Raw genomic sequence first — 24793 nt, 5'->3', positions numbered from 1 at the left:
GGATTCGCATGCCGCTTTCAACCAGCTCCAACTTCGCGCGGCCCGACGATGCGTTTCGCGCCATCGTCGAGGCGCACCGCGGCTTCACCGACGAGCAGAGCGCCGATTTCGACGCGGCACTGGTCCTGATCCTCGCCAACCATATCGGCGACATCGACGTGTTGCGGGAAGCGATCGTGCTCGCGAAGCGGCGCATGACCGACGGCCAGCAGCAACAACAGCAACAACAATAACCCAAAGACCTGAGGACGAATTGATGGCGAAGAACTTCGCATCCACCGGCGATCTCTCCGAGAAGAAGATCACCTTCTCCGAGATCGGCACCGATCTCTATGCCTTCACCGCGGAGGGCGATCCGAACACCGCGATCATCGTCGGTGACGACGGCTGCCTGGTGTTCGACGCGCAGTCGACGCCGGCGATGGCCAACAAGGTGATCGAGCGCGTCAAGACCGTCACCGACAAGCCGATCAAATATGTCGTGCTGTCGCACTATCACGCCGTGCGCGTGCTCGGCGCCTCCGCCTACAAGGCGCAGGGCATCGTGGCCTCGCAGGAGACCTATCGCCTCATCGAGGAACGCGGCCAGCAGGATTGGGATTCCGAATATGGCCGCTTCCCGCGCCTGTTCCAGGATGCCGCGAGCATTCCCGGCCTGACCTGGCCGACGCTGACCTTCGAAGGCGAGATGTCGATCTATCTCGGCAAGCGCGAAGTGCGGCTGATGCAGTTAGGGGCCGGCCACACCTCCGGCGACATCGTCGCTTGGGTGCCGGATGCCGAAGTGATGTTCTCCGGCGACCTCATCGAATATCACTCGGCCTGCTATTGCGGTGATGCGCATTTGCGCGAATGGCCGCTGACGCTGAACGAGATCCGGAATTTCAATCCCAAGGCGATCGCGCCGGGCCGCGGCGATGCGCTGAAGGGCACGGCCACGGTGCGCGAAGCGATCGCGATGACACGCGACTTCGTCACCTCGCTCTATGGCGCGGCCGAGATCTCGGTCGCCAAGGGGCGTACGCTGAAGGAATCGATGGCGGCGACGCGCGAAGTGATGGACCCGAAATTCCACAGCTTCGCCATCTACGAGCACTGCCTGCCGTTCAACGTGTCGCGCGCCTATGACGAGGCGTCGGGGATCGACGACCCCGTGATCTGGACCGACAAGCGCGACCAGGAAATGTGGGCCGCCCTGCAAGGAGGAGGATAGTCATGAACGTCAACACCTCGCCCGACCAGATCATCCGCAGTTCGGCGCAGGTCACGCCGGGGTACATGTCCGGCTTCGGCAACAGCTTCGAGACCGAGGCGCTGCCGGGCGCGCTGCCGATCGGGCGCAACTCGCCGCAACGCTGCGCCTACGGGCTCTATGCCGAGCAGCTTTCCGGCTCGCCATTCACCGCGCCGCGCGGCACCAATGAGCGCTCCTGGCTCTATCGCATCCGTCCCTCGGTGAAGCATTCCGGCCGGTTCGAGAAGGCCGATGCCGGCCTGTGGCGCTCGGCGCCCTGCCACGAAAACGATCTGCCGATCGCGCAGCTGCGCTGGGACCCGGCACCGATCCCGAAGGAGGACATGACCTTCCTTCAGGGCGTGCAGACCATGACGACCGCCGGCGACGTCAACACGCAGGCCGGCATGGCCGCCCATGTCTACCTCATCACCAGGTCGATGGTGGACCAGCACTTCTACAATGCCGACGGCGAGCTGATGTTCGTGCTCCAGCAGGGCAATCTGCGCGTCGTCACCGAGTTTGGCCGTATCGACGCCGAGCCCGGCGAGATCGTGGTGATCCCGCGCGGCGTCAAATTCCGCGTCGAGATTCCGAACGGTCCTGCGCGCGGTTATCTGTGCGAAAACTACGGCGGCGCCTTCACGCTGCCGGAGCGTGGGCCGATCGGCGCCAATTGCCTCGCCAACGCGCGCGACTTCCTCACCCCGGTTGCTTACTACGAGGACAAGGACACGCCGACCGAGCTGTTCGTGAAATGGGGCGGCGCGCTGTTCAAGACCACGCTGCCGCATTCGCCAATCGACGTTGTCGCCTGGCACGGCAATTACGCGCCGTACAAATACGATTTGCGCACGTTCTCGCCGGTCGGCGCCATCGGCTTCGACCATCCCGATCCCTCGATCTTCACGGTGCTGACCTCGCCGTCGGAGACCGCGGGCACCGCGAACATCGACTTCGTGATCTTCCCCGAGCGCTGGATGGTGGCCGACAACACCTTCCGCCCGCCCTGGTATCACATGAACATCATGAGCGAGTTCATGGGCCTGATCTACGGCGTCTACGACGCCAAGCCGCAGGGTTTTGTCCCGGGCGGAATCAGCCTGCACAATTGCATGCTGCCGCACGGCCCCGACCGCGATGCGTTCGAGCATGCCAGCAACGGCGAGCTGAAACCGGTGAAGCTGACCGGCACCATGGCCTTCATGTTCGAGACCCGCTACCCGCAGCGCGTGACAGCGCATGCCGCGGAGTCGTCGACGCTGCAGGACAATTACGCGGACTGCTGGACGGGCCTGGAGAAGCGCTTCGATCCGAACAAGCCGTAGTCTTGCTTACCCTCCCCTGGAGGGGGAGGGTCGCTACGCATGCAGCGAAGCGGAATGCGTAGCGGGGTGGGGTGATGGTCTCTCCGCAAGGAACACTGCCCGTGTTGAGAGATCACCCCACCCCGTCTCATATTTCGCTGCGCTCAATATGAGCCGACCCTCCCCCTCCAGGGGAGGGTGACAGAAGTTCAGCACCAGAATTCGTATGGCAGGAAACATGCCCCACCCCAACGACCCCAGCCTCCGCTCCTTCATCGACGTCGATCCTGCCTCCGACTTCCCGATCCAGAACCTGCCCTATGGCGTGTTCTCGACCGCGGCGAATCCCACGCCGCGCGTTGGTGTCGCGATCGGCACTTATGTGCTCGATCTCTGGGAGCTGGAGCAGGACTCGCGGCTCGACGTCGGCCCGCTCGGCGTGTTTGCCGGCCCCTCGCTCAATCCGTTCATGGCGCTCGGACCGAAGGTCTGGACGAAGACACGCGCGCGGATCAGCGAGTTGCTGCGTCATGATCATCCGGAGCTGCGTGACAATGAGGAGCTGCGCAAGCAGGCCTTGGTGCCGATGCGCGATGCAAAATTGCATCTGCCGTTCGCGGTTTCCGGCTACACCGATTTCTATTCGTCGAAGGAGCACGCCACCAATGTCGGCGTGATGTTCCGCGGCAAGGACAACGCGCTGCAGCCGAACTGGCTGCACATGCCGATCGCCTATAATGGTCGCGCCTCGACCGTCGTGGTCTCCGGCACGAAGGTGAAGCGGCCGCGCGGCCAGTTGAAGCCGCCGAATGTCGAGGTGCCCAGCTTCGGGCCGTGCAAGCGGCTCGACTTCGAGCTGGAGATGGGCGTCGTGGTCGGCCAGCCATCGCCGATGGGCGGTATGCTGACCGAGCAACAGGCCGAGGAGATGATCTTCGGTTTCGTGCTGCTCAACGACTGGAGCGCGCGCGACATCCAGCAATGGGAATATGTGCCGCTCGGCCCGTTCCTGGCAAAGGCGTTCGCGACTTCGATCAGCCCGTGGGTGGTGACGCGCGAGGCGCTGGAGCCGTTCCGGCTGAAGGGACCGGAGCAGGAGCCGGTGCCGCTGGATTATCTCAAGCAGGCGAAGCCGCAGAACTATGATCTCGAACTCGACGTCTCCCTGCGCGCGGTCGGCGCCAATGCGCCCGCCGGCATCAGCCGCACCAATTTTAAATACATGTACTGGTCCTCGGTGCAGCAGCTCGTGCACCACGCTTCCAGCGGTTGCGCGATGAATGTTGGCGATCTCCTTGGGTCCGGCACGATCTCCGGCCCGGAGAAGAACCAGCGCGGCAGCCTGCTGGAGGTCAGCTGGAACGGCACCGAGCCGGTGGAATTGCCCGGCGGCGCCAAGCGCTCGTTTTTGGAAGACGGCGACAGCCTCGTCATGCGCGGCTGGTGCCAGGGCAACGGCTACCGGGTCGGGTTCGGGGAGGTCGAGGGGACGATTTTGGCGGCGGAGTAGCCGCGCGTTCCGGTGTCGTAGCGTGGGCAAAAGCGAAGCGTGCCCACCATGCCGATCATGGTGGGCACGGCGCTAAGGCGCCTTTGCCCACCCTACGAGACCTACCGCCTCTCCGGCGGCACGTCGCGCACCCGCGCGCAATGCGCCGCAACATCCTCCACGCTGTACTTCAAATGCACCCGCTTGTCGGACGGCACGTGTTTGGTGACGCACACGCCCGGCCGCCATTCCTGCGTCGGCCTGATCGGGCGCGGCGCAAAGCCGCCGCCGCAATTCGGGCAGACGTTGGAGAGTTTCGTCTCCACGCAATCCGCACAGAACGTGCATTCATAGGAGCAGATCCGCGCGTCCGTCGCATCAGGCGGCAGGTCGCGGTCGCAATATTCGCAGTTCGGTCGAAGCTGGAGGGCCATGGCTGAATCTCCGCAGATTGAGCTCATCATTGCAGACCGCGCGTGAAGCGCGAATGGCGTAGTTCCCTCGATTTCAGCCAGCCTTCAAATCCTTCAGCGGCAGGCGCGAGCTCTCCTTCAACCTGTCGAGCACGATCGAGGAACGCACATGCGCCACGCTCTGGTGCGGCATCAGCACGTCGTTGACGAGGTTGGAGAGACCCTTGAGATCGCGCAGCACGGCTTTGAGCACGTAATCGGCGTCGCCGGTCAGCGAATAGGCTTCCTGGATCTCGTCGATCCGGTTGACCAAGGCGCGGAAGCGTTTCGAATTGTCCGGCGAGTGGGTCGCGAGCCCCACCTGGATAAAGGCGATCACACCGAAGCCCAGCGCTTCGCTGGAGAGATCGGCGTGATAGCCCGAGATCACCTTTTCCTCCTCCAGCCGCATCCGCCGCCGCGAGCATTGCGAGGCCGAGAGCCCTGCGAGATCGGCGAGCTCCTGGTTGGTGAGGCGGCCGTCATCCTGGAGCGCGCCCAGGATCTTGAGGTCGAATGCGTCTACGGAGATCATGCGTAATTTATCCATTTCATGCACGGACCGTGCATATGATAGCCAAAATGCGACCCGTTTGCACGCTCATTGCACGCCCGATGAAGGATAGTTCATGGCAGCAGCAATTGGAGAGCACCATGGGTCCGTTTCCGCACGATGCACCGCCGGCCACCATCACCGCCGACAATCCGATGGGCACTGACGGGTTCGAGTTCGTCGAATATGCGCATCCCAATCCGGAAGAGCTGCACGCGCTGTTCAAGCTGATGGGTTATGCGCCCGTCGCCCGCCACAAGAGCAAGAAGATCACGGTCTATCGCCAGGGCGACATCAACTATCTCGTCAACGAGGAGCCCGGCACCCACGGCTTCGACTTCGTCGCCGCGCACGGCCCCTGCGCGCCGTCGATGGCGTTTCGCGTGGTCGATGCGAAGGCGGCCTATGACCGTGCGATCGCGCTAGGCGCCGAACCTGCCGACGTGTCGTCGGCGCAGAAGACGCTCGATGTGCCCGCGATCAAGGGCATCGGCGGCAGCCTGCTCTATTTCGTCGATCGCTACGGCGCCAAGGGCTCGGCCTATGATGCCGAGTTCGAGTGGCTGGGCGCCCGCGATCCCAAGCCCGTCGGCGCCGGCCTGTTCTATCTCGATCACCTCACCCACAACGTCCATCGCGGCCGCATGGATGTGTGGACGGGCTTCTACCAAAAGCTGTTCAACTTCCGCCAGATCCGCTTCTTCGACATCGAGGGTCGCGCCTCCGGCCTGTTCTCGCGCGCGCTGACCAGCCCCGACGGCAAGATCCGGATTCCGATCAACGAGGACGCTGGCGAGTCCGGCCAGATCGAGGAATATCTGAATATCTATCGCGGCGAGGGCATCCAGCACATCGCCTGCGGCTGCCGCGATATCCACGCCACCATCGAAGGCCTGCGCGAAGCCGGCCTGCCCTTCATGCCGTCACCGCCCGACACCTATTTCGAGAAGATCGACGCGCGCCTGCCGAAGCACGGCGAGGACGTCGCGCGGCTCCAGACCAACGGCATTCTGATCGATGGTGAGGGCGTGGTCGATGGCGGCCAGACCAAGGTGCTGCTGCAGATCTTCTCCGCGAACGCGATCGGCCCGATCTTCTTCGAGTTCATCCAGCGCAAAGGCGACGACGGCTTTGGCGAGGGCAACTTCAAGGCCCTGTTCGAATCGATCGAGGAGGACCAGATCCGGCGCGGCGTGTTGAAGGTGGATAACGCGGCGTAGGTCGCTGCGTTCGGGCACACTGCCGTAGGGTCGCAAGCGTGCCCACCACTTCTATCAAGATTGTGGAGAGATGGTGGGCACGGCGCTTAGCGCCTTTGCCCACCCTACGCGATCTTTGCCGGGGCTAGATCTACCTCTTCCACGCAGCCGTCACGGCACCAATCTCCGCGCCCTCCGGCTCCCGCACCGCCGACGGCGTGCGCGAGAACCGTGGTGCCGGCGCCGGCTGCTTCACGCCGTGGCGCTCGAGGAAGACGTTGCGGGCGACCATGTGCGGATGCTCGGTCGCTTCCGACATGGTCAGCACCGGCGCGAAGCAGATGTCGGTGCCTTCCATGATCCTGCACCAGTCCTCGCGGGTCTTGCTCTTGAACACGGCCTGCAATTTCTGCTTCAGCGCGGGCCAGGCCTTGGGGTTCATCTGCGCGTCGAAGTCGGCATCGGTCAGGCCCGCGTGCTCGCGCAGCAGCGCGTAGAACTGCGGTTCGATCGAGCCGATCGAGACGAAGTGCCCGCAGGCACATTCATAGACGCCGTAGAAATGTGCGCCGCCGTCGAGGAAGTTCTGGTTGCGCCCCTCGCTCCAGCGGCCGATCGTCTTCATGTCGAAGAAGAACGACATCAGCGATGCCGCGCCGTCGCACATCGCGGCGTCCACGACTTGGCCCTTGCCGGACCTTTGCGCTTCGAGGAGGGCGGCGAGCACGCCGACGACGAGATAGAGTGCACCGCCGCCGAAATCGCCGACCAAATTGAGCGGTGGCACCGGGGCTTCCTTGGTGCCGATCGCGGCCAGCGCGCCGGTGATCGAGATGTAATTGATGTCATGGCCGGCGGCGTTGGCCAGCGGGCCTTCCTGGCCCCAGCCGGTCATGCGGCCGTAGACGAGTTTTGGATTGCGCGCGAGCACGACGTCGGGGCCGAGCCCAAGCCGCTCCATCACGCCGGGACGAAAGCCCTCGACCAGCGCATCGGCGCTGGCAAGCAGGTCGAGCACCTCTGCGATCGCCGCCTTGTCCTTGAGGTCGAGCTCGATCACCTTGCGGCCGCGGCCTGCGACCGACTTCATGCTCTTCTTCGCACCGACGCGATCGAGCGTGACGACATCGGCGCCCATGTCGGCGAGCATCATGCAGGCGAATGGGCCGGGTCCGATGCCGGCGAATTCGACGACACGGAAACCCGAGAGCGGGCCGGAGGTGCGGTCGGAGGAGGTGGGCGCTGGTTTATCGAGCACGTTGTTGTTTCCTCGGGTCGCCGGCGAATGCCGGTGGTCCGGCAATCGCCTTAGACGTTCCTCTTTGGGGGCGAGTTAATTGGCTGATTAACTTTTCTCGCCTTCATGTCCGCGAGGCAAGCGCTTTTCATGCATGGCGCATAATAAAAGCGGCGCGCATTGCTGCGCGCCGCGGAAAATTTGTGTTCAGGCGCTATCAGCCCGCTGCAGTCACGGCGCGCTGCGCCATCACCTTGATCAGATTGGCCCGGTACTCCGACGTGCCGTGAATGTCCGACAGCAAATTGCTCGCCGAAATGCTCACGCTGTCGATCGCCGCCGGCGACCAGTTGGCCTTCAGCGCGGCTTCGATCGCGGGCACTCGCATCACGCCGCTCTGTGACGCGCCCGTCGCAGCAACGCGGACGTCGCCCGACTTGGCCTTGGCGACGAACACGCCGGTCAGAGCAAAGCGCGAGGCCGGATGCGGGAATTTTGAGTAGCCCGCTTTGGCCGGAACCGGGAACGAGACGGCGGTGATGATCTCGCCGTCTTCAAGTGCCGTCGTGAACAGGCCCTTGAAGTAGTCGTCCGCCGCAATCGAGCGCTTGTTGGTCTTGATCGTCGCGCCGAGTGCCAGCACTGCTGCTGGATAATCTGCGGCGGGGTCGTTGTTGGCGAGCGAGCCGCCGATCGTGCCGCGATAGCGCACGGCGGGATCGCCGATCAGCGACGCCAGATAGGCGAGCGCGGGGATCGCCTTCTTCGCGGCATCGCTGGTCGCGACGTCGTAATGCGGCGTCGCGGCCTTGATGGTCAGCGTGTCGCCGGAAGCCTCGACACCGATCAGCTCCTTGATCTTGCCGAGGTCGATCACGTCGGACGGGCTGGCGAGCCGCTGCTTCATGACCGGCAGCAAGGTCTGGCCGCCGGCGAGGAATTTCGCCTCACTGCTCTTGCCGAACAGGGCGACGGCCTCGTCGACCGAGGAGGGGCGATGATAAGTGGTCTGGTACATCTTGTTGCTCCTCTCAGGCCGCGTGGATCGTGCGCCACACCCGGTCCGGGGTTGCGGGCATTTCCAGGTTGTTCTTGCCGATCGCATCCGTGATCGCGTTGATCACGGCCGCAGAGGCGCCGATCGCGCCGGCCTCACCGCAACCCTTGATGCCCAGGGGATTGCCCGGGCACAGCGTCGTGGTGTGGGAGAGGTTGAACGAGGGCAGGTCGTCGGCGCGCGGCATGGAGTAGTCCATGAACGAGGCCGTGACGGGCTGACCGTTGGCATCGTAGATGGCGTGCTCGAGCAGCGCCTGCCCGATGCCCTGGGCAAGGCCGCCATGGACCTGTCCCTCGACGATCATCGGGTTGATCAGCCGGCCGAAATCGTCGGCCGCGACGAAGTTGACGAAAGAGGTCTTGCCGGTGCCGGGATCGACCTCAAGCTCGCAGATATAGGCGCCGGCCGGGAAGGTGAAGTTGGTCGGATCGTAGAAGGCGCTTTCCTTCAGGCCCGGCTCCATCCCGTCAGGCAGATTGTGCGCGGTGTAGGCCGCGAGCGCGACCATCGGGAAGGCGATCGCCTTGTCGGTACCGGCCACCTTGAACTCGCCGTTCTCGATGACGATGTCGCCCTCGGACGCTTCGAGCGCATGCGCTGCGATCTTCTTGGCCTTGGACTCCATCTTCTCCATGGCCTTCAGGATCGCGGTGAGACCGACGGCCGCGGAGCGCGAGCCGTAGGTGCCCATGCCGAACTGCACCTTGTCGGTGTCGCCATGGACGATCGAGACCTGGCTGATGGGAACGCCCAGGCGCTCCGCGACGAGCTGGCAGAACGTGGTCTCGTGACCCTGGCCGTGGCTGTGCGAGCCCGTCAGGATCTCGATGGTGCCGACCGGGTTGACCCGCACTTCGGCGGATTCCCATAAGCCGACGCCGGCGCCGAGGCTGCCGACCGCCTTCGAGGGCGCGATGCCGCAGGCCTCGATGTAGCAGGACACGCCGATGCCGCGCAGCTTGCCGTCCGCCTTCGCCTTGGCCTTGCGGGCTGCGAAGCCGGCATAGTCGATCGCCTTCATCGCGGCGTCGAGCGAGGCGTTAAAGTCGCCGGTGTCATAGGCCATGATCACGGGCGTCTGGTGCGGGAACTGGGTGATGAAGTTGCTCCGGCGCAGCTGGGCCGGATCGACCTTCAACTGCCGCGCGGCCGTCTCCATCAGCCGCTCGATCAGGTAGCTCGCCTCGGGGCGGCCCGCGCCGCGATAGGCGTCGACCGGCGTGGTGTTGGTGTAGACCCCGACCACCTCGGCATGGATCGCCGGGATGTTGTACTGGCCCGACAGCAGCGTGGCGTAGAGATAGGTCGGGACCGACGAGGAGAACAGTGACATGTAGGCGCCGAAATTGGCGTAGGTCTTCACCTTCAAGCCGATGATCTTGTTGTTGGCGTCGAACGCCATTTCGGCATGGGTGACGTGGTCGCGGCCATGCGCATCGGTGAGGAAGGCCTCGGTGCGGTCGCCGGTCCATTTTACCGGGCGGCCGACCTTCTTCGAGGCCCACAGCGCCACCATCTCCTCGGGATAGATGAAGATTTTTGAGCCGAAGCCGCCGCCGACGTCGGGGGCGATCACGCGCAGCTTGTGCTCGGGGGCGATATTGTAGAACGCCGAGAGCACGAGGCGGGCGACGTGCGGGTTCTGCGAGGTCGTATAGAGCGTGAAGTGCTCTTCCGCCGCGTCATAGTCGGCGATCGCCGCGCGCGGCTCCATTGCGTTCGGGGCGAGGCGGTTGTTGGTGACGTCGAGCTTCACCACATTGGCGGCCTTGGCGAAGGCGGCATCCGTTGCGCCCTCGTCGCCGATCACCCAGTCATAGACCTGGTTGCCGGGAGCTTCGGGGTGAAGCTGCGGCGCGCCGGCCTTGATCGCGGCGTGGACGTCGGCGACTGCCGGCAGTTCCTCGTACTCCACGACCACGGCTTCGGCGGCGTCGCGCGCCAGGTTCTTGCTGTCGGCGATCACGACCGCGACGGCCTGGCCGACGAAGCGCACCGTCTCGGGCGCCATCGCGGGCCATGCGCCCATCTTCATCGGGCTGCCGTCCTTGGAGGTGATGGCCCAGCCGCAGATGAGATTGCCGACCTTGTCGTCGACGATCTCCTGTCCGGTGAGGACTGCGACCACGCCGGGCATCTTCAGCGCGGCGGACGAATCGATCTTCTTCACCTTGGCGTGCGCATGCGGGCTTCTGATGAAATGGGCATGGGTCATGCCCTGCAATTTGATGTCGTCGACGTAACGGCCCTTGCCGGTAATGAAACGCTTGTCTTCCTTGCGCACGACTCGCGCGCCGATGCCTTCAACACCCATGTCTGGTCCTCCCGACCGGAATTGTCTTGACTGCGCTTTCCCTCGAAAGCAGCAGCGGTGGTTCTTTATTCGAGGCGCGCCGGTTTACTCGGCCGCCTGCGAGACCTTCATGCGCCCGGCTGCGTCCAGCACGGCTTTGACGATGTTGTGGTAGCCGGTGCAGCGGCAGATATTGCCTTCGAGCTCGTGGCGGACCGTGGGCTCGTCGAGCTCACCACCATGGCGGTGCACGATGTCGATCGCCGACATGATCATGCCCGGCGTGCAATAGCCGCATTGCAGGCCGTGATTGTCGCGGAAGGCGGCCTGCATCGGGTGCAGCTCGTCGCCCTTGGCGATGCCTTCGATGGTGGTGACACTGGCGCCGTCGGCCTGGCCCGCCAGCATGGTGCAGGATTTCACTGCCCGGCCGTCCACGTGCACGACGCAAGCGCCGCACTGGCTGGTGTCGCAGCCGACATGGGTCCCGGTGAGGTTGAGGTGATCCCGCAGGAGCTGGACCAGCAGCGTGCGGTCCTCGACGTCGACGGCAACGGCCTTGCCGTTCACCGTCAGTTTGACTGTAGACACGGAACATACCTCCCCGGATTGATTTTGATTGTTTCTAATTAGAGACCGCCGCCCCCGGACATTGCAACTAGGATTTTGGTCACGCCGGTCATGGAAAAGTCATCGATCCCGACGAGCGGGCAATGACTTGGGCGGGCGAAGCGGGTCGACCGCCGCAAAATGGCCGGCCCATGTGGGATGCCAGCCGTCATCCCATCCGGTCGGCTTTTGGCCGACAAAGCCAGAAATTGCGCAGGTGCGGCGAATTTACCGCCCTTTATCCATTCTGCCCTAGTTTTGCGCATCCGGGTCTGGAGGCGGGGCGCCTCCGGATCACGGCTGAATAGAAAATGGGGGTTGGAATGTCCGGGCGTATCGCGTCGCCGTCGAAGCGTACAATATTTCCGACCCTCCGGTTCCGCGCCAAGATCATCCTCGGCTTCGCCGCGGTGCTGGTGATCTCCGCCGGCAGCATGGCTTTCTCCTATTTCGGCTTCGAGCGGGTCTCGGCCGGGGTCGGGTCCTACCGCAGCAGCGTCACCGAGGCCGATCTCGCCCGCAACATCGACCGCGAGCTGCTCGCCTACCGCTCGGCCGTCCGTTATTTCGTCGTCACCGGCAAGGAGGACGATGCCAAGGCGGCGCTGGACGCCGAGACCGGCCTGAAGAACGCCATCGATCAGGCCGTCAAGAGTGCCCAGAAGCCGGCGCGGCAGGAGGGCCTCAACAAGCTCGCCAAGGAATTCTCCAACTTCTCCGCAACCTTCGCAAAGGTCCTCCAGGCCAAGCGCGACAGTGCGCTGCTGGTGCAGAACCAGCTGACGCGCCAAGCCAATCTCCTGAAATACAAGCTTGACGATATCGGCAACAACGCCTCCGATTCCGAGGCGCAGTCGATCGAGTTCGGCACCAAGCAGGTCAACGCCCAGTTCCAGACCGCGAGCGCCGCAGCCACCAATTTCGTGCTGACCTCCGACCAGGCGATCGCGACCAGCGCGCTGGCGCGGCTGAAATTCGTCGAGAATTCTCTCGGCGCGGTCTATTCCATGGACGACAAGATCGTCGCCGGCCTGAAGGACGCCAAGACCATCCTCGTGGCTTATCGCGAAGCGCTGGAGAGGCTGATCGCGAATGCCAAGATGGTGGATGAGCTCGTCACCGAGATGAGCGGTTCGGCCGGCGCGATCCTGCAAGGCGCCACCGCGATGAAGGCGGACCTCGTCGCCGAACAGCAGCGGCTGGATTCGGAGTCGGAAGCGACCATCGGACGGACCGAGCAACTGGTGCTGATGCTGGCCGTCGGCGGCACGCTGCTCGGCGCGATCCTCGCCTTCCTGCTCGGCACCGGCATCTCGCGTCCGATGATCGCGATGTGCAAGGCGATGCGCGAGCTCGCGTCGGGCAATTTCGACGTCGTGCTGCCGGGCCTCGGCCGCAAGGACGAGATCGGCGAGATGGCCGGCGCGGTCGAGGAATTCAAGGTTCAGGCCGTGGCCAAGGCCGAGCGCGACGCCGCCGCCAGCGAAGCCCAGAACAAGGAACTGGCCACAGCACGCCGTTCCGAGCTGATTCGCTTCGCCGATGACTTTGAAAGCGCGGTCGGCGCCATCGTGTCGAACGTGTCGGCTTCCGCCGTGCAGCTCGAATCGGCGGCTTCCACACTGACCCGAACCGCCGAAACCACGCAGACCCTGTCGAGCCAGGTTGCCGGCGTGTCCGAGCAGGCCTCGAGCAACATGCAGTCGGTCGCAACCGCCACCGAAGAGCTTTCGGCCTCCGTCGAGGAGATCGGCCGCCAGGTCCGCGATTCCAGCCGTATCGCGGAAGCTGCGGTGGTCCAGGCCAAGGAAACCGACGGCCGGATCGGCAAGCTGTCGCACGCCGCCCAGCAGATCGGCGAGGTGGTCAAACTGATCACCGCGATCGCCGAGCAGACCAACCTTCTGGCGCTCAACGCCACCATCGAGGCGGCGCGCGCGGGCGAGGCCGGCCGCGGCTTTGCCGTGGTCGCCAGCGAAGTGAAGTCCCTGGCCAGCCAGACCGCGAAGGCCACCGACGAGATTTCCTCGCACATCGCGGGAATGCAGGGTGCGACCGCCGAGTCGGTCGCCGCGATCAAGGAGATCGGCGCCACCATCGGCAAGATTTCGTCGATCTCGACCTCGATCGCGAGCGCCGTGGAAGAGCAGGGCGCCGCGACGCAGGAGATTGCCCGCAGCGTCCAGACCGTCGCGCAGGGCACCCAGACCGCCGCCACCGACATCGGCCAGGTCAACCGTGGCGCCGCCGAAACCGGCTCGGCCTCGGAGGAGGTCCTGAATTCGGCCAAAACCCTGTCCAGCGAAAGCACCCGCCTGCGCGCCGAGCTCGACCGGTTCATGGGGAATATCCGGGCGGCGTAGCTGCGCTACGCCTGAGGCCCTCGCGGTCGCTCCATTCTCGGCTGTCGTCCCCGCGTTCGCGGGGACGACAGGCTCGGCCGCGTCACCTAACCGCAAGTTGCGACGCCATAAATTTACCGTGGCTTATCCTTTGCACTCTACCGTGCTCACGAGTCAGGAAGCGGGCTGCTTCCGGGCTGCGCCTGGTTTTCCGCGAATGGAATGGGGTGGGGAATGCCCGTCAAGTCGACGCCGAACACATCGAAGCTCTTCACCCTGCGTTTTCGTGCAAAAATCATCCTCGGCTTCGTGGCGGTGCTGGCCATCCTCGCCGTCAGCATGGCTTTCGCCTATTTCGGCTTCGAGCGGATCCAGGCCGCCGTGGCCTCCTACCGGGCCAGCGTGTCGGAAGCGGACCTCGCGCGGACCGTGGACCGCGAGCTGATCGCCTATCAGGGACTGGCGCGGGCCTATACGCTGACGGGCGCGACCGATGACGAGACCGCGGCCAAGGCCGCCGAAGAGAATCTGAAGGGCGCGATCGCCAAGTCGGTGGCGGCCACGACCGGCGCGGCTCGCCGCGAGCAGGTCGGCAAGCTCGAGGCCGAATTCCAGCGCTTCACCAAGGTGTTCGGTGAGATCATCACGCTGACGCGCGAGAACAACAAGATCGCCGCCGACGAGCTCAACAGCGTCGGCAACAAGATCCGATTCAAGTTCGACGATCTCGCCGATACTGCCGCGCTGGCGGGCCTGAACTCGGTTCAGACCACGGCCAAGGACGTCACCTCGCAATATCTCGCGGTCTCCACCTCGGTCAGCGCCTTCGTCGCCAAGCCGGAGCCGAAGACCGCCGACGGCGTGATCGCCCGCATCAAATTCCTGGAGACGCTGCTGGTCTCGATCTATGCCAATGACCAGAAGATCACCGACCGCGTCACCGAGATCGGCAACCTGCTGAAGCAGTACCGCACCTCTTTCTCGAAACTGACCGAGAACGTGAAGATCATCGTCAAGTTGAACGGCGAGATGACCAAGACGGCGGCGGGCATCCTCAAGCTCTCGGCTGAGTTGCGGTCCGATCTGACCTCGGATCAGCAGCGCATCGAAGCGAGCACCAACTCCACCATCACCGAGACCGAACGGCTGATGCTGATGATGGCGCTCGGCGGCCTCGCCATCGGTGCCGTGCTGGCCCTGATGCTCGGCAACGGCATCTCGCGCCCGATGATCGCGATGTGCAAGGCGATGCGCGAGCTCGCGTCCGGCAATTTCGACGTCGTGTTGCCGGGCCTGGGCCGCAAGGATGAGATCGGCGAGATGGCTGGCGCGGTCGAGGAATTCAAGGTTCAGGCTGTTGCGAAAGCCGAGCGCGACGCCGCCGCCAGCGAAGCCCAGAACCGGGAGCAGGCCGCAAGCCGCCGCTCCGAGCTGATTCGCTTTGCCGACGATTTCGAGAGCGCCGTCGGCGCCATCGTCTCCAACGTCTCGGCCTCGGCCGTGCAGCTCGAATCGGCGGCCTCCACGCTGACCCGCACCGCCGAGACTACGCAGAGCCTGTCGAGCCAGGTTGCCGGCGTGTCCGAGCAGGCCTCCAGCAACATGCAGTCGGTCGCAACCGCGACGGAAGAGCTTTCGGCTTCCGTCGAGGAGATCGGCCGCCAGGTTCGCGACTCCAGCCGCATCGCGGAAGCTGCCGTGGTGCAGGCGAAGGAAACCGACGGCCGCATCGGCAAGCTCTCGCACGCCGCCCAGCAGATCGGCGAAGTGGTCAAGCTGATCACGGCGATCGCCGAGCAGACCAATCTTCTTGCGCTCAACGCCACCATCGAGGCGGCGCGCGCGGGTGAGGCCGGCCGCGGCTTCGCAGTGGTCGCCAGCGAAGTGAAGTCGCTGGCTAGTCAGACCGCGAAGGCGACCGACGAAATCTCCTCCCACATTACGGGGATGCAGGGCGCGACCGCCGAGTCGGTTGCCGCGATCAAGGAGATCGGCGCGACCATCGGCCAGATTTCGTCGATCTCGACGTCGATTGCGAGCGCCGTCGAGCAGCAGGGCGCCGCGACGCAGGAAATCGCGCGCAGCGTCCAGACCGTTGCGCAGGGCACCCAGACCGCCGCCACCGACATCGGCCAGGTCAACCGGGGCGCCGCCGAAACCGGTTCGGCCTCGGAAGAGGTGCTGAACTCGGCCAAGACGTTGTCGTCCGAAAGCACGCGCCTGCGCGCCGAACTCGATCGCTTTATGGGCAATATCAGGGCCGCGTAAGGCTCGCCGCGCGTCAGGCGCTTGGCGCCTGAAGACCTCGCTATCGCCTCATACTCCGCTGTCGTCCCGGACAAGCGCGCCCTTAGGCGCGCGCCGATCCGGGATCCATACTCCCAGCGGATAGTTGAGACGGACGGTGGTAACTCCAAGTCTTCGCCAAACCACTTTCTGTGGTTAGGGGTCCCGGATCTGCGCTTCGCTTGTCCGGGACGACAGCGGGGTAAAGAGCGCGAGTCTCACTCCCTCCCGAACGTCCGCTTCAACTCCACCTTCGCGCGCTCCAGGTTTTGCGCGAATGTGTCGTCTTTCTGACGTGAGCCATGCGTCAACTCCCTGCGGCTCCATCGGAAACGGACGATCCCAGGGGCTGTTCCCGCGGGAACCCGCCTTTGCCGCAGGCGTTGTCGCAGGTGGCAGGCGGAATCCCGCACCTCCATGATCGGAACGCCCCCGTCCACACCATGTGAACCGGGGCCGCTTCCATTGGTTAGACCCAGCAACGCGATGGAATTGCAGCAAAGCCCAGCGCTGAATTATGGACCTGCTGTCTCTGCGGCGGTCGCGGCTGACCGCATCATCGAGACCAGCATTCCCGCGCGGCTCGATGCGCTGCCGTGGAGCGGCTTTCATACCCGCGTCGTGCTGGCGCTCGGGATCACCTGGATCCTCGACGGGCTCGAGGTGACGCTGGCCGGCGCGCTCTCCGGCGCGTTGAAGCAGAGTCCGTCGCTGCAATTCTCCAATCTCGATCTCGGTATCGCCAATTCCGCGTATCTCGCCGGTGCGGTGCTCGGCGCGCTCGGCTTCGGCTGGCTCACCGATCGCATCGGCCGCAAGAAACTGTTCTTCATCACACTGGCGCTTTATCTCTCCGCGACTGCCGCGACCGCCTTGTCGTGGAATGTCGCGAGCTACGCGCTGTTTCGTTTTCTCACCGGCGCCGGCATCGGCGGCGAGTACACTGCGATCAACTCGACGATCCAGGAACTGGTGCCGGCGCGTTATCGCGGCTGGACCGATCTCGTCATCAACGGCAGTTTCTGGATCGGCGCGGCGATGGGCGCGGTGGCGGCCATCGTGCTGCTCGATCCCGCATTGATCGGTCCCGATCTCGGCTGGCGCCTCGCCTATCTCATCGGCGCGATCCTCGGCCTCGTCGTGCTGTTGATGCGGATGTGGATTCCGGAGAGCCCGCGCTGGCTGATGATCCACGGCCGGCCCGACCAGGCCCACGCCATCGTGGACGAGATCGAGCGCTCGGTGATCGGGCACGACCAGCATGCGAGCGACGGCCGCTTCACGAAAATCCGACTGAAGATGCGCGACCACACGCCGATCAGGGAGGTCGTGCACACGTTGTTCTCCGTCTATCGCCAGCGCTCCCTGGTCGGCCTCGTGCTGATGGTTGCGCAGGCATTCTTCTATAATGCGATCTTCTTCACCTTCGCGCTGGTGCTGACCGACTTCTACGGCATCAGCGCCGAGCATGTCGGCTGGTATCTCCTGCCGTTCGCCGCGGGCAACTTCCTCGGTCCGCTGCTGCTCGGGCGCCTGTTCGACACGCTCGGCCGCCGCGTCATGATTACGTTTACCTACGGCGTGTCGGGCGTGCTGCTGGCGATCTCAGGTTATCTGTTCTCGATCGGCGCGCTGAGCGCGCAGGGGCAGACCATTGCCTGGATGGTGATCTTCTTCTTTGCCTCGCCCGCCGCGAGCGCGGCCTACCTGACCGTCAGCGAGACGTTCCCTCTGGAAGTGCGCGCGCTGGCGATTGCGGTGTTCTACGCAATCGGCACCGGCATCGGCGGCGTGATCGGGCCCGCGCTGTTCGGCGCGCTGATCGACACGGGATCACGCACCAGCGTGTTCGCGGGCTATTTGCTGGGGGCCTTCCTGATGATCGTGGCTGCGATCGTGGCCTGGCGCTACGCCGTCGCCGCGGAACGCAAATCGCTCGAACAAATCGCGCGGCCGCTTGCCTTTATGGAGTAGACTATGAAATCGGAGCTCGCGGAATTGGATCAGAAGCGCCCCATGGTTGACGAAGAAGCGCCCGACGCGGTGCCGGTGCCGCATGCGCTCGTGCCGCATCTCGGCGAGACCGCGATCCTGCTCGACATCGACGGCACGCTGCTCGACCTGATGCCGACGCCGCGCGAGGTGTGGGTGCCGCCGGGCCTGTCGGAAACGCTGAACCTGTTGACCGAGCGCACGTCCGGCGCGCTGGCGATGGTCAGCGGCCGTTCGCTCAACGACATCGACCTGATCTTCGCACCCGACGTGTTTCGCGCGGTCGCCGGTCACGGCGCGGAAATGCGCCTGTCGGTGGGCAATGAGGCCGACGACGTGCACGCGCCGCCGATGGACAAGGAACTGAAGCGGCGCCTGGCTGCGATCGCCAAGCTCAGCCCCGGCATTCTGCTCGAGGACAAGGGCTATTCGCTGGCGCTGCATTATCGTCTCGCGCCGCATGCGGAGAAGGCGATCTTCGAAGCCGTCTCGCTGATCCGCGCCGATCTGCCCAATGCGCCGATTGAGGTGCTGCCCGGCAAGTTCGTTTGCGAGATCAAGCATTCCGGCTTCACCAAGGCCACCGGCGTGCGCGAATTGATGAAGCATGAGCCCTTCAAAGGGCGCCGTCCGATCTTCATTGGCGACGACGTTACCGATGAGACCGTGTTCGCGATCATGCCCGACATGAACGGGCTGTCCTTCTCGGTCGGTCGCCGCGCCATCGGCGTCAACGGCCATTTCGATGAGCCGAAGGATGTGCGCGCGTTCCTCGCGCGTCTGCTCGACGACACAAGGTTGGAATAAGGCACCGACACCTCGGGGCCACATTGTCGCTCGCGTCGTTCGCTTGCGCGCGCAATTCATGCTGGGCAACACAGTCACGAAAACTGACTTTGTTGAGCGAAACCGCCGGGTTCCCAGCAGAAAAACTGGTTCCAACGCATGTGCCTGATTTTGGTTTCATTTCGTACAAATGATGGACAGGAACCATATTGATGAACAGCAGTTAAACGGGTTGGAATGAAGGAGGGGACGACCTGTGAATTTAGTCGTCGTTTCAAATCGAGTTGCGCGCGGTAAACCCAACGAGCCGATGACGGGCGGCTTGGCTGCGGCATTGCTTCCCGTGGTGGAACATTCGGGTGCTATCTGGGTGGGTTCGTCGGGCCGTGTGCGCGACGGCCATCAGAAGGAACCGTTCGCCGAGATCGAAGCGCTTGGGTCGGGTGCGATAGCGACGCTGGATCTGCCGGCGGCGCATTACGGCGGCTATTACGAAGGTTTTGCCAATTCGGCGCTGTGGCCGGCGCTGCATTCGCGCAGCGATCTGATCCGCGTCTCGCGCGACGACTATGTCAGCTATCGCGAGGTCAACGCCTTCATGGCGCGCGCCTTGATGCGCTTCCGGAAAGCGAAAACGGCGTTCTGGGTGCAGGATTATCATTTCCTCGCGCTCGGCGCGGAGCTGCGCGATCTCGGCGTCGATGATCCGATCGGCTTCTTCCTGCACACGCCGTGGCCGGTCGTCGCGGTGATGCAGGGCGTGCCCAATCATCGCGAACTGATCACGGCGATGCTGGCCTACGATCTGCTCGGCTTCCAGACCAATGAGGATTGCCAGAATTTCCTCGGCTATGTCGCGAGTGAACTCGGTCTCGCCGTCGAAGACGGCGTCGCGATCTCGCAGCATGGCCGTACGCGTTGCGAGGTCTTTCCGATCGGCATCGATGCGGAAAAGTTCGCGGCTTACGCGGCGAAATCGGCCTCGCATCCCGACGTGTCGCGGCTGCGCCGCAGTCTCAACGGCGAGCGGCTCGCGATCGGCGTCGACCGGCTCGACTATTCCAAGGGTCTCGTCAATCGAATCAGCGCGTTCGACCGGCTCTGGACCGAGCATCCGCAGTTTGCGCGCAGCATCTCGCTGCTCCAGATCGCCAACCCCTCGCGCGGTGCGATCGAGGCCTATGGCAATCTCCAGAACGAGGTCGCGCGTCTCGTCAGCGACGTCAACGGCCGCCACGGCGAGGTCGACTGGACGCCGATCCGCTACCTGAACAAGGGTTTCAGCCAGGCCGTGCTTGCGGGTCTCTACCGCACCGCGCAGATCGGCGTGGTGACGCCGCTGCATGACGGCATGAACCTCGTCGCCAAGGAATATGTCGCCGCGCAGAATCCGGCCGATCCCGGCGTGCTGGTGCTGTCGAAGTTCGCCGGCGCCGCCAACGAGCTCGAAACGGCGCTGCTGGTCAACCCGCACGACATCGACGGCATGGCCCGCGCGATCGCGGTCGCGGCCGCGATGCCGCTCGCCGAGCGCAAGATGCGCTGGGATGCGATGATGAAGAAGCTGCGCGGTCACACCATCCAGCAATGGTCCGCCGACTTCGTCGCCGAGTTGGAAAAGTGCCGGACCGAGAAGGCCGTCGTCACGCCGCTCGAGACCCAGCCGCCGCAGGCCCTGCGCTGGCTGAAGTCGGCGATATCAGGTGTGCGGCTGATTTAAGCTCTCTTGCTCTCCCCTTTCTCGCGGGGGGAGGCGCTCAATAACAATACGACACCCCGTCCAAAATCGCGCATTGCCGCTTGTTCGGTGCGTTGGGATCGTCCAGCGGCACCATGCCCTTGCCCTGGCCGACGAACACGCCGGGTCCGACATGCACCGAGCTCTTGTTGCCGATGATCACGCTCGGGTGCGGCGAGGCGCTCGAGCGCGTCCCGTCCGGCCAGATGATGGCGTCGCCCGAAAGCACGCCGCGCCGCCCGTCCTCGCAACTCACGTCGACGCCCTGCCGGGTGCAGACCTGCGCGGCGGCCGGCACGGCGAAGGCGGAGCCAAGGGCCGAAATCAGGCCCAGCGCGACGATGGTCTTTTGGATGGTCATGGCGTCCCTGGTCGTGTTTGGCGGTCTTGAGTGAATCGTCGCGCCAAACCCGCTTCCGGTTCAGCCTTTGAGCGGTTCCGAAGCGCCAGCTGACGCCAGATATTATCTTTCAAATACAATATCTTACGGAAAATTCACCCGATTTCCCCGCGATCCCTTGCAAAATGATCGGCTCCCCTTCAAGAGAGGGCGCTCCGGAGAGATGGCCGAGTGGCTTAAGGCGCACGCTTGGAAAGCGTGTGTGCGGGAAACCGTACCGTGGGTTCGAATCCCACTCTCTCCGCCAGCTCCTATCGAAATGTGAGGTAGATCTCTGTTTTCGACGGTCGACCCCCGGATTGCTTCTGGGCGCGACAGGGGTTGGAAAGCGAGATCCTTTCTGAATTCGGTCGAGAGCCGAGCTTAACTGCGCTTGCCTCTGTTTCTGCAGCCTTCACACCCGTGCGCTGTCGTTACCGGTGGCGCCTGCTCCGACGGCGCCCGGCGCGGTGCCGAAACGCCGGCGGAAGCCGCGCGCAAAATGCGTGTAGTCGCGAAAGCCGCAGGCGTAGGCAATATCGCTGAGCGGCTGACCTGTCTTCATCAACGCGCGGCGTTCGATCAGACGCGCCGCATGATCCAGACGGGCCGAACATATGTAGTGACCGCATGTCGACCCACGGACCGTGAACAGTTTCTGCAAATAGCGCAGTGAAATTCCCGCCTCGGCAGCCACCTCCCGCGGAGAGATGTCCGGATCGGCAAAGCGGTCCTTTATGATGCCGCAGACGCGCATGAACAGCTTGTCGTTGTGACGCGAGCCAAGCGGGGCGGGAGGTGCAAACAGTGCGCCGAGGAGATCGTAGACCACCAGATGCATAAAGTTATCAGTCGACGCGAACGCCGGTTCTGCATCGCTGATCGGGTCAAGAGCGAGTTGACAAAGCAGACGTGACGCTTGCGCCTGCCGAGGACCGCACACGCCACCTTGCGGTTCGAAGCCGAGATGCGACGCCAGCTTCTGGCGCGGCACTTGCACACCAAGCCATCGCGCGCTGTCTTGGGCCCGCGAGATGAATGTCACGGGCTTTGTGGAATCGAGCAGGACGACATCGCCAGCAGTGACATTTACGACTCGGTCGTTGTGAATGATAATCGATTCGCCGGTATCCTGAACTGTGACGAAATAGTACTCCATATTATCACGGCGAATGTCCTGTTCCGTCCGCTCAAGGCGGGTAGCGCTGCAGGTGAGATCCACTGCGGCGAATCCGAAGAGGCGCCGCGTGCGCACCTTGCTGGCGAAGATGTTGGTTTCGCGAGCAGGAGTAAACCATCCCCAATCCTCGCGCATTGCAGCTCGGAAACCGTCATAGTCCAATTCTGGAGCGCTGAGAAAATCGTCGCTCGGGTGCATCATCGCCTCCGCGGGTCTTGGTAAAGCGAGTCTTGGCAAGCCTAATCGCACGGTTTGTAATGGCCCGCGCCGAAACCACGGGCAGACGTTTGATCAAGCTAGCGTGGCCCGGGACGGGTCCCACTCAACTCTGCGTCACGCCAAATCACGCCCCCGAGATCGTGTCAGCATGGCCGCGAGGCGCGCCAGGCGGTGCGCGTTCGTACGGATGATTGGGCGCGATCGTCTCACGACACCTGCGGTCCAGCCGCCTAGATTCCGATCCTCGTAGTCACGCTTTGACGAGAATCGGAGACAACAATGATTGCAGAAGTTCAGAATACAATGACGCTAACGGGAAACCGGGCTCTTGTGACCGAGCAGGCAACGCAAAACGAGTCCGATCCTGCCTTGGGAGTTAGGCGGCCTGGAATTCCGGTTCCGCTTCATTGTCTGCCAGTGACGGATGCCACAGTTCTCGAGTTGTACGAATATGTTTTCGCGCCTTGGGTGAAAATGCTCGGCCTTCGCGAGTTCAAGGTTTGCCCGGGCATCGTGTCCGCGATGCTTCCACAAAATGATGCGCTCAAATTGTCAAGCTGTGCGGTATGTGGCCAGGCAATTATGGCGGCCATTGACTCGGTTGCATCACTGTCCGTGGGCACGACGGGGCTCATCACTAAAGGCACCGTGTATCAGCACACTCACTTCCTGCGTCCAGCCGTCAACGATGACTATCATGTAAGAGCAGAAGTATTGCGCTTTGGCAAAGCGTCGGCCTTCACGGAAACCCGCGTTTCGTTTGCGTCGACGGGAAAGTTGGTTGCGCACGCCAGCCTGGAATTCGCCTTCTGACTCGCATCCAAGGCTTCATCACTCCAGCCCGCCGCTCCCGACGTCTGTTCAAGCTCGTTCTCGGACATCCCGGTCGCGGTACCCCGTCAGTTCCTGACCAGCCATACCGGCTGATCATCTCGCATTGACCCGCAACCCTCATCACCGGAGGCAAACCATGACCAGGACTATTCTCATTACCGGCACATCGAGCGGCTTCGGCCGCGAAACCGCGGAAAAGCTGGCGCGCGACGGCTATCGCGTGTTTGCCGCGATGCGCGACATCGCCAGCCGCAATCGCAGCCACGCCGACGCGCTGCGGAGCCAGAAAATAGGCGTCGTGGAACTCGACGTTACCGATGACGGCTCGGTCGATCGCGCCATTGCTTCTATCCTCGCCGAGGCCGGCAAGATCAACGTGCTGGTCAACAACGCCGGCATTGCGTCGGTCGGCGTAACCGAAGCCTTCACGGCGGATCAGGCGAAGGCGATCTTCGACACCAACGTCATCGGGTTCCTCCGCGTTACGCGGGCAGTACTGCCTTCGATGCGTCGGGAGCGCGAAGGCCTCATTATCAACATGGGCTCGGTCCTCGGCCGGGTGACGTTCCCCTTCGTCGGCATCTACGGCGCGAGCAAGATGGCGATCGAAGCTTTGACCGACAGCATTCGGCTGGAGGTCTCCCAACTCGGCGTAGACGTGGTGGAAGTTCAGCCTGGCGCTTACCCGACAAGCCTGTACTCGAGCATCCAGAGGCCTGCCGACGGCGACATCACGAAGTCCTACGGCGAGGTCGGCCAGATTCCCGACGCCATTTACAAGACCTTCACGTCAATGTTGCAGGGAAAGGACGCTCCGAAGCCTCATGACATTGCCGAGGCCGTCGCCAAGCTCGTCGGCCAGGCGAAGGGCAGTCGCGCCGCTCGGACGGTGGTGGGCACGTCGTTCGGTGCTGACAAGATCAATGCCGACATCGCGCCCGTCCAGAGGGCCGTCGTCGACGGTCTGGGCCTCGGGCATCTCGAAAAACTCGCGTGATGGAGCGTTCCGGGTCGGCGCCTGCCGTCGACCCGTCCTCACGCGGCAGCACGCTGGCGGGCGCGCCCTGCCAGGAATAGGCCCTCGAAAGAATGAAGAAGCCAGGACGAATATCGCCAAAGCTTAACAAGGAGAGCTCAAATGCCTCTGTGGCATATTTACTGTCCGGAAAATGCGTACTCAGCCGAGGACAAGTGCGCGCTTGCGACGCGTATCACGGACCTCTACGCGGATGTCGGCTTGCCCCGGTTCTATGCAAGCGTTGTCTTTCACGAATTGCCAAGGAACTCGTTCTTTATCGGTGGAAAGGCAGCGAACGATTTTGTCAGGATTTGGATTGATCAGATTGCTCGCGCAACTGCTCCCGAGCGGCGAGCGTGGTGGCTGGAGCGCGTCAACACTACGCTCAATCCCTTCACACGCGAGCGGGGTTATCGCTGGGAGGTCCACATTGACGAAACGCCAATCGATTTCTGGACCATCCAAGGAATGAAGCCGCCTGACCCCGATTCTGAGGCTGAAAAGCACTGGGTCAAAGAGGACCGCCCGTCAGCATATACCTGAGTGTGGGCGCAACCTTCAGCGAGCTGATCGCGGCGATGGGTAT

The 24793-nt window shown here is 63.6% G+C and carries 21 protein-coding genes and 1 tRNA gene; 14 read left to right on the top strand and 8 right to left on the bottom strand.

Features of this window, described 5'->3' with window-relative positions; genetic code table 11:
- Positions 1–8 precede the first annotated feature (8 nt).
- The 4 genes from IVB46_RS00315 to fahA all read left to right on the top strand — a co-directional run bounded on the left by IVB46_RS00315 (position 9) and on the right by fahA (position 4051).
- Positions 9–233: a DUF2783 domain-containing protein gene (locus IVB46_RS00315; protein ID WP_014490505.1), complete on the top strand. Its 225-nt coding sequence runs from the start codon at positions 9–11 to the stop codon at positions 231–233.
- A gap of 23 nt (positions 234–256) precedes the next feature.
- Positions 257–1213: an MBL fold metallo-hydrolase gene (locus IVB46_RS00310; RefSeq protein ID WP_247314756.1), complete on the top strand. Its 957-nt coding sequence runs from the start codon at positions 257–259 to the stop codon at positions 1211–1213.
- A 2-nt stretch (positions 1214–1215) separates the two neighbouring features.
- Positions 1216–2562 (top strand): homogentisate 1,2-dioxygenase, encoded by a 1347-nt coding sequence (hmgA, locus tag IVB46_RS00305; RefSeq protein WP_247314754.1) that lies wholly within the window; start codon positions 1216–1218, stop codon positions 2560–2562.
- Between the two features lie 217 nt (positions 2563–2779).
- Entirely contained in the window at positions 2780–4051 is a 1272-nt protein-coding gene (gene fahA / locus IVB46_RS00300) for a fumarylacetoacetase (RefSeq protein ID WP_247314752.1), read from the top strand.
- A 101-nt stretch (positions 4052–4152) separates the two neighbouring features.
- Here fahA and IVB46_RS00295 read toward each other — a convergent pair whose 3' ends face one another.
- Complete coding sequence (locus IVB46_RS00295) at positions 4153–4464, bottom strand: DUF1272 domain-containing protein (RefSeq protein ID WP_063980502.1); 312 nt, start codon at positions 4462–4464, stop codon at positions 4153–4155.
- Positions 4465–4537: 73 nt separating this feature from the next.
- Positions 4538–5017 carry an Lrp/AsnC family transcriptional regulator gene (locus IVB46_RS00290; protein WP_038959069.1) on the bottom strand — a complete coding sequence of 160 codons (480 nt, stop codon included), beginning with the start codon at positions 5015–5017 and terminating at the stop codon, positions 4538–4540.
- 119 nt (positions 5018–5136) lie between these two features.
- On the opposite strand from IVB46_RS00290, the gene hppD reads away from it, so the two are divergent.
- On the top strand, positions 5137–6255 hold the full coding sequence (gene hppD, locus IVB46_RS00285) for a 4-hydroxyphenylpyruvate dioxygenase (RefSeq protein ID WP_085403706.1): 1119 nt from the start codon (positions 5137–5139) through the stop codon (positions 6253–6255).
- Positions 6256–6385: 130 nt separating this feature from the next.
- Here the strand turns inward: hppD and IVB46_RS00280 are convergent, their stop codons facing one another.
- The 4 genes from IVB46_RS00280 to IVB46_RS00265 all read right to left on the bottom strand — a co-directional run bounded on the left by IVB46_RS00280 (position 6386) and on the right by IVB46_RS00265 (position 11415).
- Entirely contained in the window at positions 6386–7492 is a 1107-nt protein-coding gene (locus IVB46_RS00280) for a CaiB/BaiF CoA-transferase family protein (RefSeq protein WP_247314750.1), read from the bottom strand.
- Positions 7493–7688: 196 nt separating this feature from the next.
- Positions 7689–8489: a xanthine dehydrogenase family protein subunit M gene (locus tag IVB46_RS00275; protein WP_247314749.1), complete on the bottom strand. Its 801-nt coding sequence runs from the start codon at positions 8487–8489 to the stop codon at positions 7689–7691.
- Between the two features lie 13 nt (positions 8490–8502).
- Positions 8503–10845: a xanthine dehydrogenase family protein molybdopterin-binding subunit gene (locus IVB46_RS00270; protein ID WP_247341607.1), complete on the bottom strand. Its 2343-nt coding sequence runs from the start codon at positions 10843–10845 to the stop codon at positions 8503–8505.
- A gap of 84 nt (positions 10846–10929) precedes the next feature.
- The gene (locus IVB46_RS00265; RefSeq protein WP_247314747.1) at positions 10930–11415 is read right to left on the bottom strand and encodes a (2Fe-2S)-binding protein; all 486 of its coding nucleotides are present in this window, start codon (positions 11413–11415) and stop codon (positions 10930–10932) included.
- A gap of 341 nt (positions 11416–11756) precedes the next feature.
- On the opposite strand from IVB46_RS00265, the gene IVB46_RS00260 reads away from it, so the two are divergent.
- From IVB46_RS00260 to IVB46_RS00240, 5 genes are all read left to right on the top strand, one after another.
- Positions 11757–13796 carry a HAMP domain-containing methyl-accepting chemotaxis protein gene (locus IVB46_RS00260; RefSeq protein ID WP_247314746.1) on the top strand — a complete coding sequence of 680 codons (2040 nt, stop codon included), beginning with the start codon at positions 11757–11759 and terminating at the stop codon, positions 13794–13796.
- Positions 13797–14009: 213 nt separating this feature from the next.
- A complete protein-coding gene (locus IVB46_RS00255) occupies positions 14010–16043 on the top strand; it encodes a HAMP domain-containing methyl-accepting chemotaxis protein (RefSeq protein WP_247314745.1) in 2034 nt (677 codons plus the stop codon).
- Positions 16044–16547: 504 nt separating this feature from the next.
- Positions 16548–18035 (top strand): MFS transporter, encoded by a 1488-nt coding sequence (locus IVB46_RS00250; protein WP_247314794.1) that lies wholly within the window; start codon positions 16548–16550, stop codon positions 18033–18035.
- Positions 18036–18038: 3 nt separating this feature from the next.
- Entirely contained in the window at positions 18039–18860 is an 822-nt protein-coding gene (gene otsB, locus IVB46_RS00245) for a trehalose-phosphatase (protein WP_063980508.1), read from the top strand.
- A gap of 235 nt (positions 18861–19095) precedes the next feature.
- Positions 19096–20559, top strand: coding sequence for a trehalose-6-phosphate synthase (locus tag IVB46_RS00240; RefSeq protein WP_247314744.1), 1464 nt, complete (start codon positions 19096–19098; stop codon positions 20557–20559).
- Positions 20560–20596: 37 nt separating this feature from the next.
- On the opposite strand, the gene IVB46_RS00235 is transcribed toward IVB46_RS00240, so the two are convergent.
- Positions 20597–20938, bottom strand: a complete 342-nt coding sequence (locus IVB46_RS00235; RefSeq protein WP_247314743.1) for a hypothetical protein — start codon at positions 20936–20938, stop codon at positions 20597–20599.
- Positions 20939–21134: 196 nt separating this feature from the next.
- Between IVB46_RS00235 and IVB46_RS00230 the strand changes: the two genes are divergently transcribed.
- Positions 21135–21224 (top strand) — tRNA-Ser (locus IVB46_RS00230).
- A gap of 147 nt (positions 21225–21371) precedes the next feature.
- Here IVB46_RS00230 and IVB46_RS00225 read toward each other — a convergent pair.
- Positions 21372–22334: a helix-turn-helix domain-containing protein gene (locus tag IVB46_RS00225; protein WP_247341605.1), complete on the bottom strand. Its 963-nt coding sequence runs from the start codon at positions 22332–22334 to the stop codon at positions 21372–21374.
- 300 nt (positions 22335–22634) lie between these two features.
- Here IVB46_RS00225 and IVB46_RS00220 point away from each other — a divergent pair, with 300 nt between their 5' ends.
- From IVB46_RS00220 to IVB46_RS00210, 3 genes are all read left to right on the top strand, one after another.
- Positions 22635–23168: a PaaI family thioesterase gene (locus tag IVB46_RS00220; protein ID WP_247314740.1), complete on the top strand. Its 534-nt coding sequence runs from the start codon at positions 22635–22637 to the stop codon at positions 23166–23168.
- A 157-nt stretch (positions 23169–23325) separates the two neighbouring features.
- Positions 23326–24186 carry an SDR family oxidoreductase gene (locus tag IVB46_RS00215; RefSeq protein WP_247314738.1) on the top strand — a complete coding sequence of 287 codons (861 nt, stop codon included), beginning with the start codon at positions 23326–23328 and terminating at the stop codon, positions 24184–24186.
- A gap of 141 nt (positions 24187–24327) precedes the next feature.
- The gene (locus IVB46_RS00210; protein WP_247341604.1) at positions 24328–24750 is read left to right on the top strand and encodes a tautomerase family protein; all 423 of its coding nucleotides are present in this window, start codon (positions 24328–24330) and stop codon (positions 24748–24750) included.
- The last annotated feature ends 43 nt before the right edge of the window (positions 24751–24793 follow it).

Origin of the sequence: Bradyrhizobium sp. 61, from assembly GCF_023073075.1 — a bacterium.
Classification (GTDB): domain Bacteria; phylum Pseudomonadota; class Alphaproteobacteria; order Rhizobiales; family Xanthobacteraceae; genus Bradyrhizobium; species Bradyrhizobium barranii.
The sequence above is the reverse complement of the archived record's forward strand: the minus strand, read 5'-3'. Positions and strand labels throughout refer to the sequence as shown.

What these genes read in the sequence shown, in the direction of transcription:
- IVB46_RS00315 (WP_014490505.1), top strand. Translation starts at nt 9, where the DNA reads ATGCCGCTTTCAACCAGCTCCAACTTCGCGCGGCCCGACGATGCGTTT.
- IVB46_RS00310 (WP_247314756.1), top strand. Translation starts at nt 257, where the DNA reads ATGGCGAAGAACTTCGCATCCACCGGCGATCTCTCCGAGAAGAAGATC.
- hmgA (WP_247314754.1), top strand. Translation starts at nt 1,216, where the DNA reads ATGAACGTCAACACCTCGCCCGACCAGATCATCCGCAGTTCGGCGCAG.
- fahA (WP_247314752.1), top strand. Translation starts at nt 2,780, where the DNA reads ATGCCCCACCCCAACGACCCCAGCCTCCGCTCCTTCATCGACGTCGAT.
- IVB46_RS00295 (WP_063980502.1), bottom strand. Translation starts at nt 4,464, where the DNA reads ATGGCCCTCCAGCTTCGACCGAACTGCGAATATTGCGACCGCGACCTG.
- IVB46_RS00290 (WP_038959069.1), bottom strand. Translation starts at nt 5,017, where the DNA reads ATGATCTCCGTAGACGCATTCGACCTCAAGATCCTGGGCGCGCTCCAG.
- hppD (WP_085403706.1), top strand. Translation starts at nt 5,137, where the DNA reads ATGGGTCCGTTTCCGCACGATGCACCGCCGGCCACCATCACCGCCGAC.
- IVB46_RS00275 (WP_247314749.1), bottom strand. Translation starts at nt 8,489, where the DNA reads ATGTACCAGACCACTTATCATCGCCCCTCCTCGGTCGACGAGGCCGTC.
- IVB46_RS00270 (WP_247341607.1), bottom strand. Translation starts at nt 10,845, where the DNA reads ATGGGTGTTGAAGGCATCGGCGCGCGAGTCGTGCGCAAGGAAGACAAG.
- IVB46_RS00260 (WP_247314746.1), top strand. Translation starts at nt 11,757, where the DNA reads ATGTCCGGGCGTATCGCGTCGCCGTCGAAGCGTACAATATTTCCGACC.
- IVB46_RS00255 (WP_247314745.1), top strand. Translation starts at nt 14,010, where the DNA reads ATGCCCGTCAAGTCGACGCCGAACACATCGAAGCTCTTCACCCTGCGT.
- IVB46_RS00250 (WP_247314794.1), top strand. Translation starts at nt 16,548, where the DNA reads ATGGAATTGCAGCAAAGCCCAGCGCTGAATTATGGACCTGCTGTCTCT.
- otsB (WP_063980508.1), top strand. Translation starts at nt 18,039, where the DNA reads ATGAAATCGGAGCTCGCGGAATTGGATCAGAAGCGCCCCATGGTTGAC.
- IVB46_RS00235 (WP_247314743.1), bottom strand. Translation starts at nt 20,938, where the DNA reads ATGACCATCCAAAAGACCATCGTCGCGCTGGGCCTGATTTCGGCCCTT.
- IVB46_RS00225 (WP_247341605.1), bottom strand. Translation starts at nt 22,334, where the DNA reads ATGCACCCGAGCGACGATTTTCTCAGCGCTCCAGAATTGGACTATGAC.
- IVB46_RS00220 (WP_247314740.1), top strand. Translation starts at nt 22,635, where the DNA reads ATGATTGCAGAAGTTCAGAATACAATGACGCTAACGGGAAACCGGGCT.
- IVB46_RS00215 (WP_247314738.1), top strand. Translation starts at nt 23,326, where the DNA reads ATGACCAGGACTATTCTCATTACCGGCACATCGAGCGGCTTCGGCCGC.
- IVB46_RS00210 (WP_247341604.1), top strand. Translation starts at nt 24,328, where the DNA reads ATGCCTCTGTGGCATATTTACTGTCCGGAAAATGCGTACTCAGCCGAG.